The organism is Microbacterium sp. ZW T2_14 (genome assembly GCF_044987405.1).
Lineage (GTDB): Bacteria > Actinomycetota > Actinomycetes > Actinomycetales > Microbacteriaceae > Microbacterium.
Map to the genome: position 1 here is coordinate 1 of NZ_JBJDRK010000073.1, position 17,696 is coordinate 17,696.

Genomic DNA, 17,696 nt, shown 5'->3' on the forward strand with positions numbered 1-17,696 from the left:
GTGCGGAACTGACGGCGCTGCAGCACGGCGGCGCCCAGCAGCGACGTCTGCGCGCCGGTACCCAGGATGTGGCCGGAGCGGCGGCCTTCGCCGCGGCGGCCGAGGCGGCGGACGCCGAGCGCGAGATCGAGGCGGTCCGGCTCGGAGCCCTCCGCGACCGGCTGATCAACGGCATCCGGAGCAGCATCGCCCACGCCGAACTGCTCGGTGATGAGATCCAGCGCCTGCCCGGCAACGCGCACCTGCTGTTCCCCGGTGCATCAGGCGAGACGCTGCTCTTCCTGCTCGACCGCGCCGGCATCGCGGTGTCGACCGGATCGGCGTGCCAGGCGGGCGTGCCCGAGCCCTCGCACGTCGTGCTCGCGATGGGGCGGACGGATGCCGAGGCGCGCCAGGTGCTGCGATTCACACTCGGGCGCACCACCGTCGACAGCGACATCGACGCGGCGCTCGCCGCCCTGCCGGAGGCGGTCGAACGGGCGCGCGCCGCGGCGGGCTCACGGTGACCCTGCCGTGACCGGCGCACGCCGGGTCGCGGCATCCGGATCCCGGCCAGGTACGGGTTCGTAGACTGGACCCATGCGAATCCTTGCGGCCATGAGCGGCGGAGTGGACTCCGCGGTGGCGGCCGCCCGGGCGGTCGATGCCGGCCACGACGTCGTCGGCGTGCATCTCGCCCTCTCCCGGGCCGGTGGCACGCTGCGTACCGGCAGTCGCGGCTGCTGCACCATCGAGGACGCCATGGACGCGCGTCGTGCGGCCGACCGCCTCGGTATCCCGTTCTACGTCTGGGACTTCTCGGAGCGCTTCCGCGACGACGTCATCGACGACTTCGTCGCCGAATACCGCGCCGGCCGCACTCCCAACCCCTGCATGCGGTGCAACGAGAAGATCAAGTTCGCGGCGCTGCTCGAGCGTGCGCTGGAACTCGGGTTCGACGCGGTGTGCACCGGTCACTACGCGACGCTCGTCGACGGGGCGGACGGCCTCGAGCTGCACCGGGCCTCGGATGCCGCGAAGGACCAGTCCTACGTGCTGGGCGTGCTGAACGCCGAGCAGCTCGCCCACACCTACTTCCCGCTCGGGGCGACCCCGTCCAAGGCTCTGGTGCGGGCCGAAGCGGAGGAGCGCGGACTCACCGTCGCGCAGAAGCCCGACAGCCACGACATCTGCTTCATCCCGGACGGCGACACGCGCGGCTGGCTCGCCGACAAGGTCGGCGCCGAGCGCGGCGACATCCTGGATCGCACCGGCGCCGTCGTCGGTTCGCACGAGGGCGCTCACGCGTTCACGGTCGGCCAGCGCCGGGGCCTGCAGCTCGGCGTGCCCGCCCCCGACGGCAAGCCGCGGTTCGTGCTCGAGGTGCGGCCTGTCTCCAACACGGTCGTCGTCGGACCCAAGGAGGCCCTCGCGACCGCCGAGATCTCCGGTGAGCGGTTCTCCTGGGCGGGGCGTCCGCAGGAGGCGGGCGACTTCGCCTGCCACGTGCAGATCCGCGCGCACGCCGATCCGGTGCCTGCCAGTGCCACGTTGACGGCGGGCATGCTGACGGTCATTCCCGAAACACCCTTCGACGGGGTCGCCCCGGGCCAGACCGCGGTGCTGTACGACGGCACGCGGGTGATCGGCCAGTTCACGATCGATCGGACAGTCTCGGCGGTTCCCGCGGACGCGTGAGCGCACGCGCCGGTGGATGCCGGCGCCTCAGGTTGCGCGACTCTCCGAGCCTGTGTGCTGTCGGAGCCCGCTTCTAGACTGGCGTGGTGATGGATGACCTCGGTACGCCAGCCACCGCGCCGCTCGATGCGCCGACCGCCCTCGCCGCCGATGGAGGTCTCGAGACCGATGCGGGATTGGACGCCTCCCGCGCCGAGGCCGAGGCGCTGACCGAGCGCATCCTCGACGCGCGAGACGCCTACTACGGCCGCAACGCCGAGATCGTCGACGATGCGACGTACGACGGGTGGATGCATCGGCTCGAAGAGCTCGAGCGGCTCCACCCCGAATTGCAGAGTCAGGACTCGCCGACCCAGACGGTGGGTGCCGCCGAGAGCTCCATGTTCGCGCCGATCGAGCACGCCGAGCGGATGCTGAGCCTCGACAACGTGTTCAGTCTCGACGAGCTGCGCGACTGGTGCCTGAAGGCGGAGGCCTCGGCGGGTCGGCGGGTGCGCTGGCTGACCGAGCTCAAGATCGACGGACTGGCGATCAGCCTGCGGTATGAGAGGGGGGTGCTGACCTCCGCCGCCACGCGCGGCGACGGCCGGATCGGCGAGGACGTGACGATGAATGCGGTCCGTGTCACGGGCATCCCGCAGCGACTGGCGGGCAGTGGACACCCCGACATCGTCGAGGTCCGCGGCGAGGTGTTCATTCCTGTCGCCGCCTTCGAACAGCTCAACGCGCTGCAGGCAGCCATGCGTGATCGCGCCGTCGAAGAGACCCGCGCGCGCAGCCGCGCCTTCGACGAGGCGAAGGCGCGGCTGAGCGCCGAGCGCCGATTCCCCTCCTTCGCGAACCCGAGGAACGCGGCGTCGGGCGGCCTGCGTCAGCAGCTCGACAAGAAGGACGGGCTCGAGCGGGAGGCGGGCCAGGCTCGTCTGGACTCACTGCGGCTCTTCGTCCACGGCATCGGCGCATGGAGCCGGCCCCCGGTCGACTCGCAGAGCGAGATCTACGCCCTGCTCGCCGAATGGGGGCTCCCGACGAGCCCTTACTTCCGCACCGCCGACGACATCGACGGCGTGCTCGACTTCGTCGCGCACTACGGCGAGCACCGGCACGACGTCGAGCACGAGATCGACGGCGTCGTGGTCAAGGTCGACGAGCTCGCGCTGCACGACGAGCTGGGCGCGACGAGTCGTGCGCCGCGCTGGGCGATCGCGTACAAGTACCCGCCGGAGCAGGTCAACACCAAGCTGCTCGACATCGTCGTCTCCGTGGGCCGCACCGGGCGCGCCACGCCCTTCGCGGTGATGGCCCCGGCCCGGGTAGCGGGATCGGTGGTGCGGCAGGCGACGCTGCACAATCAGGACGTCGTGCGCGCGAAGGGGGTGCTGATCGGCGACACCGTCGTGCTGCGCAAGGCCGGCGATGTCATTCCCGAGATCCTCGGTCCCGTCGTCGAACTGCGCGACGGTAGCGAGCGGGAGTTCGTGATGCCCACGCTGTGCCCCGAGTGCGGCTCGCCCCTGGCCCCGGCCAAGGAGGGCGACATCGATCTGCGCTGCCCGAATACACGTGCCTGCCCGGCGCAGGTGCGCGGGCGCGTCGAGCACATCGGCTCACGCGGCGCGCTCGACATCGAAGCGCTGGGCGAGGTCACGGCGGCGGCACTCACGCAGCCCTCGGTTCCGGAGATTCCGCCGCTCGAGACCGAGGCCACGCTCTTCGAGCTCACCGTCGACCAGCTGGTGCCGATCGAGGTGGTCGTCCGCGACGCCGAGACCGGCGAGCCGCGCATCGACGAGAAGACCGGCGACGTGGTCCGCCGCTCGCCGTTCCGTCGCAACCCGTCGCCGGCCGAGAAGAAGGCAGGGCTCGGCGGACCCCAGCCGTCGGCGCAGGCCCTGACGCTCATCGACCAGCTCGAGCGCGCGAAGACGAAGGAGCTCTGGCGGTTCCTGGTCGCGCTGAACATCCGCCACGTCGGGCCGGTCGCCGCGCGTGCGCTCGCACAGTGGTTCGGCTCGGTCGACGCGATCCGCACGGCGTCGCGCGACGAGCTCGCCGGGGTGGAGGGCGTCGGCGGGATCATCGCGGACTCGCTCCTGGACTGGTTCGACGTCGACTGGCACCGCGACATCGTCGAGCGCTGGACGGCAGCGGGAGCGCAGCTCGCCACGCCCGGCCACCCCGGGCCCGGGGCCGCGGTCGACGCCGGGGGAGTGCTCGACGGGCTCACGGTCGTCGCGACCGGCTCCCTCGAGGGCTACAGCCGTGAGGGTGCGCAGGAGGCGATCCTGAAGGCCGGCGGAAAGGCCGCCTCGAGCGTCTCGAAGAAGACCGACTTCGTCGCGGCCGGGCCCGGTGCAGGCTCGAAGCTGGCGAAGGCGGAGGAACTCGGCATCCGGATCCTCGATGCCGCGCAGTTCCACGTCCTCGTGACGCAGGGGCCGGAGGCGCTCGACGCGGCCGCTCCCGACGCCGGCTGACCCGTGCGGTCGCGGGTTGCGACGGGGATGATGGCGGCATGGCGCAGTGGCTGTATCGCATCGTCCCCGCGCGGCCTGCGATGGTCAGCGATCCGACTCCCGAGGAGCAGCGGATCGTCGGCGACCACTTCGCGTACCTCGTCTCCCTCCGCGATCGCGGCATCCTGATCCTCGCCGGCCGGACACAGGAGGCCGAGGGCACATTCGGCATCACCATCTTCGAGGCGGACGACGAAGCGGCGGCACGAGAGGTGATGCGCGCCGACCCCGCCGTCGCGGCGGGCGTGTTCGACGCCACAGTGCACCCGTACCGGACCGCGGTCGCCCGCGACGGACTGGGGGAGTGAGCCTCAGACTCCCGTGTTCAGGCTCAGCAGGCGGTCGCGCACCTGTCGGCGGAGGACCTTGCCGATGAGGGACGTCGGAAGCTCGTCGACCACATAGATCCGGCGGGGCACCTTGTACGGCGTGAGGATGCCGCGCGCGAACTCGCGCACCGCCTCGACGTCGATCTCACCGCCGGCATCGGGACGCAGGACGATCGCGGCGACGACCTCCTCGCCCGAGTGCTCGCTGGGAAGGCCCACCACCGCCGCGTCCTCCACCTGTGGATGCTGACGCAGTGCGTTCTCGACCTCGGTCGGGGCGACGTTGAAGCCGCCCGTGATGATGAGCTCCTTGATCCGATCGACGATGCGTACGAATCCCGCGTCGTCGATGGTGACGATGTCGCCCGTGCGGAACCATCCGTCCGTGAAGACGGCCTGGGTTTCTTCGGGCTTGCCGTAGTACCCGCTGAAGACCTGGGGGCCGCGCACGACGAGCTCGCCTCGCTCGCCGGCGGGGACATCCTGCGTCGGGTCGTCGGGGTCGACGACACGGCACTCCGTGCCGGGCAGCGGCAGACCGACGGTCCCGGGCACGCGGTTGTCGGCGACCGGGTTGGCCATGAGCACCGGCGAGCACTCGCTCAGCCCGTACCCCTCGACCAGGAAGCCGCCGGAGGCAGCTTCGAACGGCACGACGAGCTCGTGCGGGAGGGCCATCGCCCCCGAGATCGCGACCTCGGTGCCGGCGAGCGACACGCCCTTCTCGCGGGCGGCGCGCAGCAGACGGTCGGCGATCGGCGGCACCAGCGGCAGGAAGGTGGCGGGATGCTTCTTCGTGACCGCGAGAACCATGTCGGGGTCGAAGCGGGGGAAGAGCACCAGCCGCGCGCCCATCGACATCGCGAACGTGAGGCACAGCGTCAGCCCGTACGCGTGGAACATCGGGAGCACGGCGTAGACCACGCAGCCGTCGCCACGCACGATCGACGGGACCCAGGCCCGCGCCTGCGCGGCGTTGGAGAGCAGGTTGCGGTGCGTGAGCGCCGCCCCCTTCGGCGTGCCGGTGGTACCGCTCGTGTATTGGATGAGGGCGAGGTCGTCCGTGCCGGGACGCGGGTGGGATGCCGGCAGCGGCGCCGCGCCGACGATCTGCTCCCACGGAACCGTGCCGGACACGCGCTCGGTGAGCGCCGCGCGGGACTCGCGCGCCTTCGCGATGGGGAGCTTGAGAGCCAGCCGCGTGCCGAAGGGCATCGCCGTGATGACGTCGACGGAGACGAGGCTCGTCACGGCCAGGTCGGCCGGGAACTGCTGCACGGTGGCGACGACCTTCGTCCACACGATGGCGTGCTTCGCCCCATGGTCTTCGAACTGCTTGCGCAGCTCGCGGGGCGTGTACAGCGGGTTGTGCTCGATGACGACCGCACCCAGCCGCAGGATCGCGTAGAACGCCACGATGTGCTGCGGACAGTTCGGCAGCACGATCGCGACGGGATCGCCGGCCTTCACGCCGAGCTCCCGCAGGCCCGCGGCCGCACGCTCGATCTGCTCGTGCAGCGTGCGGTACGACGTCTCGCGTCCGAAGAACTGCAGGGCCGCGGCATCCGGATAGTCGCGCGCCGATGCATCGACGATGTCGACGAGCGAGCCGGTGACCGGTGCGAGGTCGTCCGGAACGCCTTCGGCGTAGCTGGCGATCCAGGGGCGCGGCGGGTCGTAGGTCGTCACGCGATCAGCCTACGCCGGGGCCGCCGCAGGCTCGGGGCAGAGCCCCGGTAGGCTGGGGTGGTGTCTGAAATCACCCCCGATCTCGTGCGCCATCTCGGTGTGCTCGCCCGGATCCAGCTGAGCGACGAGGAGGTCGAGCGCCTCACCGGTCAGCTCGACGCGATCGTCGACAACATCGCCAAGGTCTCCGAGGTCGCCACGCCCGACGTCGCCGCCACCAGTCACCCGATCCCGCTCGAGAACGTGTTCCGGCCGGACGTTCCGGGAGACCTGCTGACGCCGGCGCAGGTGCTGCAGAACGCACCGGATGCCGCGGACGGCCGGTTCCGCGTGACAGCGATCCTCGGCGAAGAGCAGTAAGGGGCACCCACGTGACCGATCTCACGAAGCTGAGCGCTGCCGCGCTCGCAGACAAGCTCGCCGCCCGGGAGGTGTCCAGCGTCGAGGCGACGCAGGCGCACCTCGACCGCATCGCCGCGGTGGATGCGGACGTGCACGCCTTCCTCCACGTCAGCGAGCACGCGCTCGACGTGGCGGCCGACATCGACCGCCGCCGCGCGGCCGGGGAAGAGCTCGGCGCGCTCGCCGGCGTGCCCCTCGCCATCAAGGACGTCCTGGTGACGACGGACATGCCGTCCACGAGCGGCTCCAAGATCCTCGAGGGCTACATGTCGCCCTACGACGCGACAGTCGTCGCGCGTTCCCGCGCCGCCGGACTCGTCCCGCTCGGCAAGACGAACATGGACGAGTTCGCCATGGGTTCGTCGACCGAGCACTCGGCATACGGTCCGACCCGCAACCCCTGGGACTTGACCCGCATCCCGGGCGGCTCGGGCGGTGGCTCGGCGGCCGCCGTCGCGGCGTTCGAAGCACCCCTCGCGCTCGGGTCCGACACGGGCGGGTCGATCCGTCAGCCTGCGCACGTCACCGGGACGGTCGGCATCAAGCCCACGTACGGCGGCGTCAGCCGCTACGGTGCGATCGCGCTGGCCTCGAGTCTCGACCAGGTCGGCCCGGTCACGCGGACCGTGCTCGACGCCGGACTGCTGCACGACGTGATCGGCGGGCACGACCCGCACGACTCGACCTCGCTCGACCACGATTGGCCGTCGTTCGCCGCCGCCGCCCGAGAGGGCGCCACCGGCCAGGCGCTGCAGGGGCTCAAGGTCGGCGTGATCCGCGAGCTGCCCGACACCGGCTTCCAGACCGGCGTGTCGGAGTCGTTCCGCGCCGCCCTGGCGGCGATGGAGGCGCAGGGCGCCGAGATCGTCGAGATCAGCGCACCGCACTTCGAGTACGGCGTGGCGGCCTACTACCTGATCCTCCCGGCCGAGGCATCCAGCAACCTGGCGAAGTTCGACTCGGTGCGCTTCGGCCTGCGTGTCGACGTGCCGGGCGGCACCGTCGAGGACGTCATGGCCAAGACCCGCGACGCGGGCTTCGGCGATGAGGTGAAGCGCCGCATCATCCTCGGCACCTACGCGCTCTCGGCGGGCTACTACGACGCGTACTACGGCTCGGCGCAGAAGGTCCGGACGCTCATCCAGCGTGACTTCGCCGAGGCCTTCGCCCAGGTCGACGTGATTGCGACCCCCTCGGCGCCGACCACGGCGTTCCGGCTGGGGGAGAAGATCGACGATCCGCTGCAGATGTACCTCAACGACGTGACGACCATTCCGGCGAACCTCGCCGGTGTGCCCGGCATCTCGATCCCATCCGGCCTCGCCGCAGAAGACGGCCTGCCGGTCGGCATCCAGTTCCTGGCGCCCGCGCACGAGGATGCGCGCGTGTATCGCGTGGGCGCGGCGCTCGAAGCCCTGCTGGTCGACTCGTGGGGCGGTCCGCTCCTCGACAGGGCCCCGGCCCTCGGCGCGAACGGAGGCGTCCGCTGATGGCGAAGGACAAGCTGATGGACTTCGACAAGGCCCTCGAGCTCTTCGAGCCCGTGCTCGGCTTCGAGGTGCACGTCGAGCTCAACACCGAGACCAAGATGTTCTCGGCCGCCGCGAACCCCGCGAACTCGGCCAATCACGACGCCGGACCCAACACCCTGGTCGCGCCCGTCGACATGGGCCTGCCGGGCGCGCTCCCGGTGGTCAACGAGACCGCCGTGCGCTACTCGATCAGCCTCGGACTGGCGCTCGGCTGCTCGATCGCGCCCTCGAGCCGGTTCGCGCGGAAGAACTACTTCTATCCCGACCTCGGGAAGAACTATCAGATCTCGCAGTACGACGAGCCGATCGCGTTCGAGGGGACCGTCGACATCGAGCTCGCGGACGGTGAGATCGTCACCGTGCCGATCGAGCGCGCGCACATGGAGGAGGATGCCGGCAAGCTGACGCACGTCGGCGGCTCCACCGGCCGCATCCAGGGCGCCGAGTACTCGCTCGTCGACTACAACCGCGCCGGCGTGCCGCTGGTCGAGATCGTCACGAAGCCGATCTTCGGGGCGGAGCACCGCGCGCCTGAGATCGCGAAGGCCTATGTGGCGACGATCCGCGACATCGTGCTCTCCCTGGGCATCTCGGAGGCCCGCATGGAGCGCGGCAACCTGCGCTGCGATGCGAACGTCTCGCTGCGCCCGCGCGGCCAGGAGAAGCTCGGCACGCGCACGGAGACGAAGAACGTCAACTCGATGCGATCCGTCGAACGCGCCGTGCGCTACGAGATCCAGCGCCAGGCGGCGATCCTCGCCGCCGGCGGGACCATCACGCAGGAGACGCGGCACTGGCACGAAGACACCGGGACCACGTCACCGGGTCGTCCGAAGTCGGATGCCGATGACTACCGCTATTTCCCCGAGCCCGACCTGCTGCCCGTCGCACCGCCCATCGAGCTGATCGAAGAGCTGCGCGCCGCGCTGCCCGAGCCGCCTGCGGCGCGTCGTCGTCGCCTCAAGACGGAGTGGGGCTTCACCGACCTGGAGTTCCAGGATGCCGCCAACAGCGGCATCCTGCCCGAGATCGCGGCGACGGTCGCGGCCGGCGCCTCGCCGGCATCCGCTCGCAAGTGGTGGACCGGCGAGATCGCGCGCATCGCGAAGGTGCAGGGCCGGGAGGCGACCGAGCTCGCGACGCCCGCCGATGTCGCGGCTCTCCAGGCTCTGGTCGACGCGGGTACCCTCACCGACAAGCTCGCGCGCCAGGTGCTCGAGGGCGTCATCGCCGGCGAAGGCTCGCCGCAGGAGGTCGTCGACGCCCGCGGACTCGCCGTGGTCTCCGACGACGGCGCGCTCATCGCGGCGATCGACGAGGCGCTGGCGTCGCAGCCGGACGTGCTCGCGAAGATCCGCGATGGCAAGGTGCAGGCGGCGGGGGCGGTCATCGGCGCCGTGATGAAGGCGATGAAGGGACAGGCGGATGCCGCGCGCGTGCGTGAGCTTGTCCTCGAGCGTGCGAGCGCGAACGACGCATAGCAGCTGACCCGGGTGCACGCCGCCCATCCAGCCGCGCGAGGGCGGTCCCGTCCGGGGCCGCCCTCGCGGTTCCATGTCGGCGGGTGCTGCGAGAATGGACGACATGGGGCGTGGTGACGGATCCGGGCGTCTCGTCTCGCCCGACGACGCCGACGACGCCGGCGCCGGCATCCTGCACGTCGACATGGATGCGTTCTACGCCTCTGTGGAGCAGCTCGACGATCCGTCGCTGCGCGGCAAGGCGATCATCATCGGCGCCCCCGACAGCCGGTCCGTCGTGTCGAGCGCCTCGTACGAAGCGCGACGCTTCGGGGTGCGGTCGGCCATGCCGGTCGGCCAGGCGCTCCGGCTGTGCCCGACCGCGATCGTGGTGGCGCCGCACTTCGAGCGGTACCTCGAGATGTCCGCCCAGGTCATGCGGATCTTCCGCGACGTCACGCCGCTCGTCGAGCCGCTGTCGATCGACGAGGCGTTCCTCGACGTCCGCGGAGCGCGTCGGCTCTGGGGGAGCCCCGGGCGGATCGCGCGGATGCTGCGCCGGCGAGTGCTCGACGAGACCGGGCTCACCTGCAGCATCGGCGTCGCCGCCACCAAGCACGTCGCGAAGATGGCCTCCACCATCAGCAAGCCCGACGGGCTGCTCATCGTTCCCGAAGCGGACACTGCGGCGTTCCTGGCGCCGAGATCTGTCCGGGCGCTCTGGGGCGTCGGACCGAAGGCTTCGGAGGCGCTCGAGAGCCGCGGCATCCGTACGATCGGCGATGTGCTCGACGCCCCGCGCGAAATGCTCGATCGGGCGCTGGGCGCTGCGATGGGCGACCGGGTGTGGCACCTGGCACGCGGGATAGACGCTCGGGAAGTCGACACCCGCCGCGTCGAGAAGAGCGTCGGCCACGAGGAGACGTTCCACGACGACATCGCCGACACGGCGATCCTCCGTTCCGAGCTGCGTCGCTTGGCGGACCGGGTGGGCGCCCGGCTGCGCGCGAACGGCTGGGAGGCATCGACCGTCGCGATCAAGGTGCGCTTCGCCGACTTCACGACGATCTCCCGCTCCCAGACTCTCGTCGAGCCGACGGCCGTGGGCCAGCGCATCGGGGATGCCGCACTGGAGCTGTTCGCATCGGTGGATCGCGCGCTCCCCGTTCGCCTGGTCGGCGTTCGAGCTGAGAAGCTGCGTCCCGCGGGCGCAGCGGCTCCGACGCTCTGGGACGACGACGCCGGCTGGCGGCGCATCGAGGATGCGCTGGACGGCGCGGCCGCGAAGTTCGGCCGCGGCGCGGTCACCCGTGCCACGCTTCTGGGCGCACGCGGGGGCGGCACGATTCCGTCGAGCCCGCCCGCCCCTCGGCTCGACCAGGGCTGAGGGGACCGAGGCGGACTCGGCATCGGTCGTTCCGTGCCGGGGCGGAGTTGCGGCGGCGGGTGTGCCGGAACGCTCGCGCCCGCTACCGTTGACCCATGCCCAACATCGCACTCGAACTCGGCAAGCAGTCAGCGTCTTTCGGCGTGAAGGGCGCATACGGGGAGCAGCAGGACGTGGGCGGCGTCCGCATCATCCCGGTCGCCCTGACCTGGTCCGGCTTCGGCGGCGGATCCGACGAGGCCGGCAACGGCGGCGGCGGCGGAGGAGGCTGGGCGATCCCGGTCGGTGCCTACATCCGCCGCGGAGACGACCTCCGGTTCGAGCCGAACATCATCGCGCTGCTGACGGTCGCGGTCCCGTTCGTCTTCTTCGCCGGCCGCGCGCTCAGTCGTGTCATCCGCACCCTCAAGAAGTAGCAGGGACGCGGTCGGCAACGCGCTGGCCATCGCGGTCGACCAGATCAGACACGAGATCGCCCACGTGGCGGCATCCAATCCGGTCGTCCTCATCGACGGCCAGAGCGGAGCCGGCAAGTCCTCGCTGGCCAGTGCGCTCGTCGCACGATGGCCATTGAGAGGCCGCGTCCAGGTCGTCGCACTGGACTCGATCTATCCGGGCTGGGACGGCCTGGACGACGGGGTCGAGCTCGCGCGAGAGCTGATTCTGCGGCCGCACGCGCGCGGACTCGTGGGTGTCTGGCAACGGTGGGACTGGACCGTCGGCGAACCGGCGGAGGCGCATGCGGTCGACCCGTCGCTGCCGCTCATCGTCGAGGGTGCCGGACTGCTCACTCCCGCGACGGCGCGCCTGGGGGATGTGCGCGTGTGGCTCGAGTCGCCCGCCTCATCCCGCAAGGAGCGCGCGCTGACCCGCGACGGCGAGAGCTTCCGCCCGCACTGGGAGCGCTGGGCTGCCCAGGAGCGGCAGCACGTCGCTCGCGACGACCCCATGCGCCTCGCGACGCTGGTGATCCCGGTGCCCTGAGGTCGGGCTCAGCCGTCGAGCGCGGCGACGAGGCCGTCCAACCGGTAGCCGACCCAGTCGTAGACGCCGAAGCGCGGATCGGTGACGTCGTGGTCGTCGTCCTGCTCGACCCCGAGCCTCGTCGCGAGGACCAGACGCACGGCCGCCAGCGTCCGCAGCCATGCCTGCGCGGACTCCGGCCCGAGCCGGATCTCGACCTGTTCCAGGAGAGCGGGGTCATCGGGATCCTCGGAGATCCGAGCCGCGTCGTGCAAGGAGGCGAGCACGAGACCGGCATCGGCGGAGCGCCGGTCGAGCAGGTCGGACTGGGTCAGCGCACGGAACTCTCGGGCGGCCTCCTCGTCGTCGGGGTAGGCCGACGGCACGAGGCGCGCGAGTGCCGGGTCGCCGTCTCCGGGCGCCGTGTCCCGTAACAGCTCGGCGAACTGTCCCACGAGGTCGGCCAGATGCGCGGCCTCGAGGCGGGTGATCTCCATCACCACGAGCCGTTCGCTCACGCCGGCGCCTGCCGTACGGTCGCCCACAGGCCGTAGTCGTGCATCGCCTGGGCGTGCAACTCCATCTGCTCCCGCGCGCCCTGGGCCACGACGGCGTGACCTTCATTGTGCACGGCGAGCATGAGCCGCTCCGCCTCCGCACGCGCCAGACCGAAGTACTCGCGGAAGACATGCGCGACATAGCTCATGAGGTTGACGGGGTCGTCCCACACGACGGTCTGCCACGGCCGGGCCGGGTCGTTTCGCGAGGCGATGTCGAGCTCGACGTCGTGATCGACGGAAGGAGTGGCCAACGCAGTCATCACGCCCACCCCAGCTCGTGAAGCCGGTCGTCGTCGATCCCGTAGAAATGGGCGATCTCGTGCACGAGCGTCGTGTGCACCTCGTCGCGAAGCTCATCATCGTCGTCGCAGGCTGCGAGGTGCGGTTCGCGGTAGACGATGATCCGATCCGGCAGCTCACCGACGCCGTAGCGATCGCGTTCGGTCAGCGCCCAGCCGTCGTACAGCCCCAGCAGATCGAGACTGCCGTCCTCGGGGCGATCCTCCACGACGAACACGACGTTGTCGAGGCCCTCCACCATGTCGTCGGGGAGCGCATCCAGCTCGTCGGTCACCAGCTGCTCGAAGGTCGCGGCATCCATCTCCATCATGATGCCTCGCCTCTACGCGAATGGGGCGCGTGCACGCGCCCCATTCGACCGGAATTGGGGTGAGTAACGGGACTCGAACCCGCGACATCCGGCACCACAAGCCAGCGCTCTACCAACTGAGCTATACCCACCATGTCTCCCGCCTGAGCGGGCAACCAAACGATTCTCTCACACCTCCGGGGCAAACGACGACACGACGGCAGCGGCTGCGGCGCGCGCTCCGTCGCTCGTCGGACCCGGCTCGGGGACGAACACCGCCTGGCGATAATAGGCCAGCTCGCGGATCGATTCGAGGATGTCCGCGAGCGCTCGGTGGCCGCCGTCCTTCGCCGGAGCGTGGATGTACGCGCGGGGATACCAGCGGCGTGACAGCTCCTTGATGCTCGAGACATCGACGTTGCGATAGTGCAGCCAGCGGTCCACACGGGGCATGTACTTCGCGAGGAACATGCGGTCGGTGCCGATGGTGTTTCCCGCAAGGGGCGCCTTGCCCTCCAGCGGCACGAACCGCTGGATGTACTCGAGAACCTGGAACTCGGCGTCCGCGAGGCTGACGCCATGAGGGATCTCTTCCAGGAGGCCGGAAGATCGGTGCATGTTCGTCACGAACTCGTTCATGTTCGCCATTGCGGAGTCGTCCGGCTTGATCACGACGGCGAAGCCTGGATCGATGGCGCGCAACTCGAAGTCGGTCACGACCACGGCGATCTCGACCAGTTCGTCGACGCCCAGATCGAGTCCCGTCATCTCGCAATCGATCCATACCAGACGATCGTTCTCGGATGCACCCACCATGTGCTCCATCCTTGTCGCAAGTCCAGACATCCCACGGGCCTGGACCCGGGTTCCGGCTCCCACGCCGGTCCCGTCAGCCCCTCCGGGAGGATTCGAACCCCCGACCTTGCGGGTAGAAACCGCTCGCTCTGTCCCCTGAGCTACGGAGGGAAGGGTGCTCCCACACTACCGGGTCGCACCACGCCGTCGCGGACGCTGGCGCTGGCGGGCGCCTCGGCGTACCGTCGGCATCGGAGGCATCGAAAGGAGTTCACGATGAGCACCACACAGACGCACCACTCGCTCTGGGTCGCTTACGGGGCGTCCGGCGTCGCAGGCAGCATCCGCAAGGACGACGACGGCTACACCGTCACGATGGCCGGAGCGGATCACTCGGCGGGCACCTATCCCACGATGGAGATCGCGAAGAGCGCGCTGCACGCGCACATGACCCCGGGCAGCGACTGGCCACAGTTCCGCGAACACTGAACACGACGGCGGGGAGCGCGTCGCCCCCCGGCGGGACGAGTCAGATCGCGCGCTCGACCGCGGGCGTCGCCGTGCGACGCGTGTCCAGCAACGGCAGTGCGACGTGCACGAGGGGGCCGATCAGCACTGCGAAGAGCACGGTTCCTATGCCGACGGTGCCACCGAGCAGCCAGCCCACCAGCAGCACCGAGATCTCCACGAGTGCCCGGCACACCCAGATCGGCCAGCCGAGTCGAGCGTTCAAGCCGGTCATGAGCCCGTCACGGGGGCCCGGGCCGAAGCGGGCGCCGATGTAGAGCCCGGATGCGACCGCGACGAGCACGATGCCACCGAGCAGCACGGCCAGCTGAGCGCCGAAGCCGGCGACCGGAGGGACGAGGCCGATCACGATCTGCATGCTCGTGCCGACCAGGAGGATGTTGGCGATCGTGCCGACTCCGGGCTTCTGACGAAGCGGGATCCACAGCAGGAGTACGAAGAAGCCCACGATGTTCGTGATCCATCCGATGCCTATCCCGGTCTTGAGCGAGATGCCCTGAGCGAAGACGGTCCACGGATCGACGCCGAGGCCGGCTTCGACGGTCAGGGCGCAGCCGGCCCCGTAGAGGAAGAGTCCGACGAGCAGCTGGACGATTCGGCGTGGCATCCACCTATCCAATCTCACGATTGGCCTGCAGGGTGCAGTCCAATACCCGTATGCTGGCCCTCATGGACTCGCGGATCTCGGCGCGCGCACTGGCTGCGTCGCTCGGCGGGTGGCGGACGCGAGAACCCGCCTACGAGGCACTGGCCGACGGCATCCGCCTGTTATGCCTCGACAATCGCCTCGCGCCGCGGACCGCGCTGCCGGCCGAGCGGGAACTCGCGACGGCGCTGCAGGTGAGTCGCAGCACGGTGGCCGCCGCCTACGGCAGTCTCCGTCGCACGGCGCACATCGCGAGCCTGCGCGGATCCGGAAGCGTCACGCTGCCACTCGGACGCCGGGACTCGGGACGGATGCCGGCGGCCGACGGAATGATCGATCTTCAGCAGGCCAGCCCGCCGGCGTGGCCGGGTCTCGCGGGGATCATGTCGGAGACGGCAGCGCAGGCGTCGGGACTGATCTCGCGTGTGGGTTACGACGTGCTCGGCCGCATCGAGCTGCGGGAGGCCATCGCCCGCCGGTACACGGATCGGGGGATCCCGACGCGCCCCGAGGAGGTGCTCGTGACGACCGGTGCGCAGAGCGCGATCCATCTGGTCTCGTCGGTGCTCATCGGCCGCGGGGACCGCGTCCTCGTCGAGACGCCGACGTACCCGCACGCCGCCGACGCGCTCCGTCGCGCGGGAGCTCGGCTGGTCGGCGTGCCGGTGACCACGGATGACGGGTGGGACCTCGATCGCGCCGAGCAGGCGTTCGCACGCACGCTGCCGGTCATGGCGTACCTCATGCCGGACTTCCAGAACCCGACGGGTCGCAGTATGAGCTCGCGGGAGCGCGAGGTCATGCTGGCGGCGGGAGAGCGTTCAGGATCGGTGCTGGTGCTGGATGAGACGACCGCGGACCTCGATATCGATCTCGGCCACGTCGCACCGGGGTTCGAGACCTCCGAGCCGGGCACCGTGGTGCGGATCGGCTCGCTGGGCAAGACGGTATGGGGCGGTCTGCGGCTCGGCTGGGTGCGCGCAGACGGCGAGCTCATCGGTCGCCTCGTGGCTGCCCGCCCCGCCCATGATCTCGGGACGCCGGAATTCGAGCAGGCCATCGCGACGCGCCTCATCGGGCAGTTCGACGCGATCGTGCGGCAGCGGTCGGAGCTGCTGCGCGCGGGCCGCGACGCGCTGATCGCTGCGCTGGAACAGGCGCTGCCCTCATGGCACCTGCCCGCTGTCCACGGGGGAGTGTCGCTGTGGATCGAATTGGGGGCGCCTCTCAGCTCCGCCCTGGTCATGCAGGCTCGTTCGCGCGGCCTCCTGTTGAGTGCGGGGCCGCGGTTCTCGGTGGAAGGCGGCCACGAACGCCATCTGCGGGTGCCGTTCACCGGACCGCCGGACGAGATGGCCCGCGCAGCGAGCGTGCTCGCCGACGCCTGGGCATCGGTGCGGTCCGGCGCGCCATCGTCGATCACCGAGCACGCGGGCGCGGTCATCTGACGGGTATTCGTGCGGGGATCGGGCTCACCGCGCGAATCGCAGGCACTCCACCGCCTCGTCGGCGCTCCAGAACTCGCCCAGGTCTCGGAACCGGTGCGACGTCGCGTGAAGACGTCGCGCTCGGAAGCGGACTCCGGCGGGGTGGACCGTTTCCTGGAGATGGCCGATGACGATGCCGCCGGGATCGACCACGCGCCAGAGCGAAGGCGCGGCAGGGACCAGATGCACGTGCGCACCGGTCGTGAGACGTGGCGCGCGAGACGATCCAGCTTCGATCAGTGTCCTCATGATTCCTCCTCGCTGTCGAACATATCTACGGGTTCCGACATCGGATCCTCGCCCGGCCTCCGGCGATTCCTCCCCAAGGGACGGTTCGCGTGCGCTGTCCCCAGATCCGCTCGTCACCGGGTACGGCGGCTCCTCCGCGCGCCAGGCTGAATCCACCGCCGGCGTCCTCGGGCACGGGGCGCCGGCGGTACCACCGGGGAAGGTCCCCGGAACGACAGATGGGAACCGACATGAGTGATGCAGACGACACGATCACGATCACCGGCAATGTGGCCACGCTTCCGGAGTTGAAGCAGACGTCGGCCGGCGTGACGATCGCGACCTTCCGGGTGGCGAGCGGTCGGCGGCGCTACAACCGCGAGACGGAGTCGTGGATCGATGCCGGTACGAACTTCTACACGGTCTCGGCATTCCGCACCCTCGCCGACCACGCGTACCAGTCGCTGCAGAAGGGGGACCGCGTGCTCCTGACGGGTCGACTGCGCGTGCGCGAGTGGGAGAACGGCACGCGTCGCGGCACGGCGATCGAGATCGACGCCGATGCGATCGGCCACGACCTCCGGTGGGGGACGACGACCTTCGTGAAGGATGCCGGTCGCGCGGCAGGTGGCGGACGCGAAGTGTCGCAGGATGCCGGGGCCGACGCATGGGCCGCCCCCGGCGTGGATGCAGCCTCGCCCCCTGCCGAGGCCCAGAGCCTCGAGCCGACGCTCGTCGGTGCGGGCCACGACGCCGATGCATCCACCGACAGCGCTCTGACGCCGTTCTGAAGCGTTCGACTCCGAAGCGTTCAGCCTGCGCGGGGCCGGCGGCCCTAAACTCTCCCCGTGGCCCGAGACCTCCCGCCCCGCGCAGGCTGAACGCTTCGGAGTCGAACGCTTCAGAAC

At 70.3% G+C, this 17,696-nt stretch carries 20 protein-coding genes and 2 tRNA genes; 13 read left to right on the top strand and 9 right to left on the bottom strand.

The features are described from left to right. The 4 genes from ACI3KY_RS18225 to ACI3KY_RS18240 form a co-directional block, all read left to right on the top strand. Positions 1-506, top strand: a 506-nt coding sequence (locus tag ACI3KY_RS18225) for an aminotransferase class V-fold PLP-dependent enzyme (RefSeq protein WP_404931550.1), incomplete at its 5' end; no start/stop codon positions are given. A 73-nt stretch (positions 507-579) separates the two neighbouring features. Further along, a complete protein-coding gene (mnmA, locus tag ACI3KY_RS18230) occupies positions 580-1,677 on the top strand; it encodes a tRNA 2-thiouridine(34) synthase MnmA (protein ID WP_404931551.1) in 1,098 nt (365 codons plus the stop codon). Positions 1,678-1,766: 89 nt separating this feature from the next. Then, positions 1,767-4,154 carry an NAD-dependent DNA ligase LigA gene (ligA, locus tag ACI3KY_RS18235; RefSeq protein ID WP_404931552.1) on the top strand — a complete coding sequence of 796 codons (2,388 nt, stop codon included), beginning with the start codon at positions 1,767-1,769 and terminating at the stop codon, positions 4,152-4,154. Between the two features lie 38 nt (positions 4,155-4,192). Continuing rightward, entirely contained in the window at positions 4,193-4,501 is a 309-nt protein-coding gene (locus tag ACI3KY_RS18240) for a YciI family protein (RefSeq protein WP_404931553.1), read from the top strand. Between the two features lie 3 nt (positions 4,502-4,504). Here ACI3KY_RS18240 and ACI3KY_RS18245 read toward each other — a convergent pair whose 3' ends face one another. Further along, positions 4,505-6,211 (bottom strand): long-chain-fatty-acid--CoA ligase, encoded by a 1,707-nt coding sequence (locus ACI3KY_RS18245; protein ID WP_404931554.1) that lies wholly within the window; start codon positions 6,209-6,211, stop codon positions 4,505-4,507. Between the two features lie 60 nt (positions 6,212-6,271). Here ACI3KY_RS18245 and gatC point away from each other — a divergent pair, with 60 nt between their 5' ends. From gatC to ACI3KY_RS18275, 6 genes are all read left to right on the top strand, one after another. Next, a complete protein-coding gene (gene gatC / locus ACI3KY_RS18250; protein ID WP_163617313.1) occupies positions 6,272-6,571 on the top strand; it encodes an Asp-tRNA(Asn)/Glu-tRNA(Gln) amidotransferase subunit GatC in 300 nt (99 codons plus the stop codon). 11 nt (positions 6,572-6,582) lie between these two features. Beyond that, positions 6,583-8,103, top strand: a complete 1,521-nt coding sequence (gene gatA / locus ACI3KY_RS18255) for an Asp-tRNA(Asn)/Glu-tRNA(Gln) amidotransferase subunit GatA (RefSeq protein WP_404931555.1) — start codon at positions 6,583-6,585, stop codon at positions 8,101-8,103. Then, the gene (gatB, locus tag ACI3KY_RS18260; protein WP_404931556.1) at positions 8,103-9,626 is read left to right on the top strand and encodes an Asp-tRNA(Asn)/Glu-tRNA(Gln) amidotransferase subunit GatB; all 1,524 of its coding nucleotides are present in this window, start codon (positions 8,103-8,105) and stop codon (positions 9,624-9,626) included. The genes gatA and gatB overlap by 1 nt, the downstream gene beginning before the upstream one ends. A gap of 103 nt (positions 9,627-9,729) precedes the next feature. Continuing rightward, on the top strand, positions 9,730-10,992 hold the full coding sequence (locus ACI3KY_RS18265; protein WP_404931557.1) for a DNA polymerase IV: 1,263 nt from the start codon (positions 9,730-9,732) through the stop codon (positions 10,990-10,992). Positions 10,993-11,087: 95 nt separating this feature from the next. Beyond that, positions 11,088-11,408, top strand: a complete 321-nt coding sequence (locus ACI3KY_RS18270) for a hypothetical protein (protein ID WP_404931558.1) — start codon at positions 11,088-11,090, stop codon at positions 11,406-11,408. Further along, positions 11,383-11,976: a hypothetical protein gene (locus ACI3KY_RS18275; protein ID WP_404931559.1), complete on the top strand. Its 594-nt coding sequence runs from the start codon at positions 11,383-11,385 to the stop codon at positions 11,974-11,976. The genes ACI3KY_RS18270 and ACI3KY_RS18275 overlap by 26 nt, the downstream gene beginning before the upstream one ends. 8 nt (positions 11,977-11,984) lie before the next feature. On the opposite strand, the gene ACI3KY_RS18280 is transcribed toward ACI3KY_RS18275, so the two are convergent. The 6 genes from ACI3KY_RS18280 to ACI3KY_RS18305 form a co-directional block, all read right to left on the bottom strand. Next, entirely contained in the window at positions 11,985-12,473 is a 489-nt protein-coding gene (locus ACI3KY_RS18280; RefSeq protein WP_404931560.1) for a DUF2017 family protein, read from the bottom strand. Next, complete coding sequence (gene clpS, locus ACI3KY_RS18285; RefSeq protein WP_404931561.1) at positions 12,470-12,784, bottom strand: ATP-dependent Clp protease adapter ClpS; 315 nt, start codon at positions 12,782-12,784, stop codon at positions 12,470-12,472. The genes ACI3KY_RS18280 and clpS overlap by 4 nt, the downstream gene beginning before the upstream one ends. Beyond that, positions 12,775-13,122: a metallopeptidase family protein gene (locus tag ACI3KY_RS18290; protein ID WP_404931566.1), complete on the bottom strand. Its 348-nt coding sequence runs from the start codon at positions 13,120-13,122 to the stop codon at positions 12,775-12,777. Before ACI3KY_RS18290 ends, clpS begins: the two co-directional genes overlap by 10 nt. Positions 13,123-13,180: 58 nt before the next feature. Beyond that, a tRNA-His gene (locus ACI3KY_RS18295) sits at positions 13,181-13,256 on the bottom strand. A 37-nt stretch (positions 13,257-13,293) separates the two neighbouring features. Further along, positions 13,294-13,920 (bottom strand): oligoribonuclease, encoded by a 627-nt coding sequence (gene orn, locus ACI3KY_RS18300; RefSeq protein ID WP_194415243.1) that lies wholly within the window; start codon positions 13,918-13,920, stop codon positions 13,294-13,296. 77 nt (positions 13,921-13,997) lie between these two features. Next, positions 13,998-14,070, bottom strand: a tRNA-Arg gene (locus ACI3KY_RS18305). A 105-nt stretch (positions 14,071-14,175) separates the two neighbouring features. Here ACI3KY_RS18305 and ACI3KY_RS18310 point away from each other — a divergent pair. Continuing rightward, on the top strand, positions 14,176-14,388 hold the full coding sequence (locus ACI3KY_RS18310) for a methyltransferase (protein ID WP_194415244.1): 213 nt from the start codon (positions 14,176-14,178) through the stop codon (positions 14,386-14,388). Between the two features lie 40 nt (positions 14,389-14,428). On the opposite strand, the gene ACI3KY_RS18315 is transcribed toward ACI3KY_RS18310, so the two are convergent. Continuing rightward, on the bottom strand, positions 14,429-15,034 hold the full coding sequence (locus ACI3KY_RS18315; protein WP_404931562.1) for a YitT family protein: 606 nt from the start codon (positions 15,032-15,034) through the stop codon (positions 14,429-14,431). A 62-nt stretch (positions 15,035-15,096) separates the two neighbouring features. Between ACI3KY_RS18315 and ACI3KY_RS18320 the strand changes: the two genes are divergently transcribed. After that, positions 15,097-16,521, top strand: coding sequence for a PLP-dependent aminotransferase family protein (locus tag ACI3KY_RS18320; RefSeq protein WP_404931563.1), 1,425 nt, complete (start codon positions 15,097-15,099; stop codon positions 16,519-16,521). A 24-nt stretch (positions 16,522-16,545) separates the two neighbouring features. Here ACI3KY_RS18320 and ACI3KY_RS18325 read toward each other — a convergent pair whose 3' ends face one another. After that, entirely contained in the window at positions 16,546-16,809 is a 264-nt protein-coding gene (locus tag ACI3KY_RS18325) for a hypothetical protein (protein WP_404931564.1), read from the bottom strand. Positions 16,810-17,039: 230 nt separating this feature from the next. Here ACI3KY_RS18325 and ssb point away from each other — a divergent pair, with 230 nt between their 5' ends. Then, positions 17,040-17,579 carry a single-stranded DNA-binding protein gene (ssb, locus tag ACI3KY_RS18330; protein ID WP_404931565.1) on the top strand — a complete coding sequence of 180 codons (540 nt, stop codon included), beginning with the start codon at positions 17,040-17,042 and terminating at the stop codon, positions 17,577-17,579. Positions 17,580-17,696: the final 117 nt, after the last annotated feature.

What these genes read in the sequence shown, in the direction of transcription:
- gatB (WP_404931556.1), top strand. Translation starts at nt 8,103, where the DNA reads ATGGCGAAGGACAAGCTGATGGACTTCGACAAGGCCCTCGAGCTCTTC.
- ACI3KY_RS18240 (WP_404931553.1), top strand. Translation starts at nt 4,193, where the DNA reads ATGGCGCAGTGGCTGTATCGCATCGTCCCCGCGCGGCCTGCGATGGTC.
- ACI3KY_RS18310 (WP_194415244.1), top strand. Translation starts at nt 14,176, where the DNA reads ATGAGCACCACACAGACGCACCACTCGCTCTGGGTCGCTTACGGGGCG.
- ACI3KY_RS18265 (WP_404931557.1), top strand. Translation starts at nt 9,730, where the DNA reads ATGGGGCGTGGTGACGGATCCGGGCGTCTCGTCTCGCCCGACGACGCC.
- ACI3KY_RS18320 (WP_404931563.1), top strand. Translation starts at nt 15,097, where the DNA reads ATGGACTCGCGGATCTCGGCGCGCGCACTGGCTGCGTCGCTCGGCGGG.
- orn (WP_194415243.1), bottom strand. Translation starts at nt 13,920, where the DNA reads ATGGTGGGTGCATCCGAGAACGATCGTCTGGTATGGATCGATTGCGAG.
- ACI3KY_RS18270 (WP_404931558.1), top strand. Translation starts at nt 11,088, where the DNA reads ATGCCCAACATCGCACTCGAACTCGGCAAGCAGTCAGCGTCTTTCGGC.
- ligA (WP_404931552.1), top strand. Translation starts at nt 1,767, where the DNA reads ATGGATGACCTCGGTACGCCAGCCACCGCGCCGCTCGATGCGCCGACC.
- ACI3KY_RS18290 (WP_404931566.1), bottom strand. Translation starts at nt 13,122, where the DNA reads ATGGAGATGGATGCCGCGACCTTCGAGCAGCTGGTGACCGACGAGCTG.
- mnmA (WP_404931551.1), top strand. Translation starts at nt 580, where the DNA reads ATGCGAATCCTTGCGGCCATGAGCGGCGGAGTGGACTCCGCGGTGGCG.
- ACI3KY_RS18325 (WP_404931564.1), bottom strand. Translation starts at nt 16,809, where the DNA reads ATGAGGACACTGATCGAAGCTGGATCGTCTCGCGCGCCACGTCTCACG.
- ssb (WP_404931565.1), top strand. Translation starts at nt 17,040, where the DNA reads ATGAGTGATGCAGACGACACGATCACGATCACCGGCAATGTGGCCACG.
- ACI3KY_RS18315 (WP_404931562.1), bottom strand. Translation starts at nt 15,034, where the DNA reads ATGCCACGCCGAATCGTCCAGCTGCTCGTCGGACTCTTCCTCTACGGG.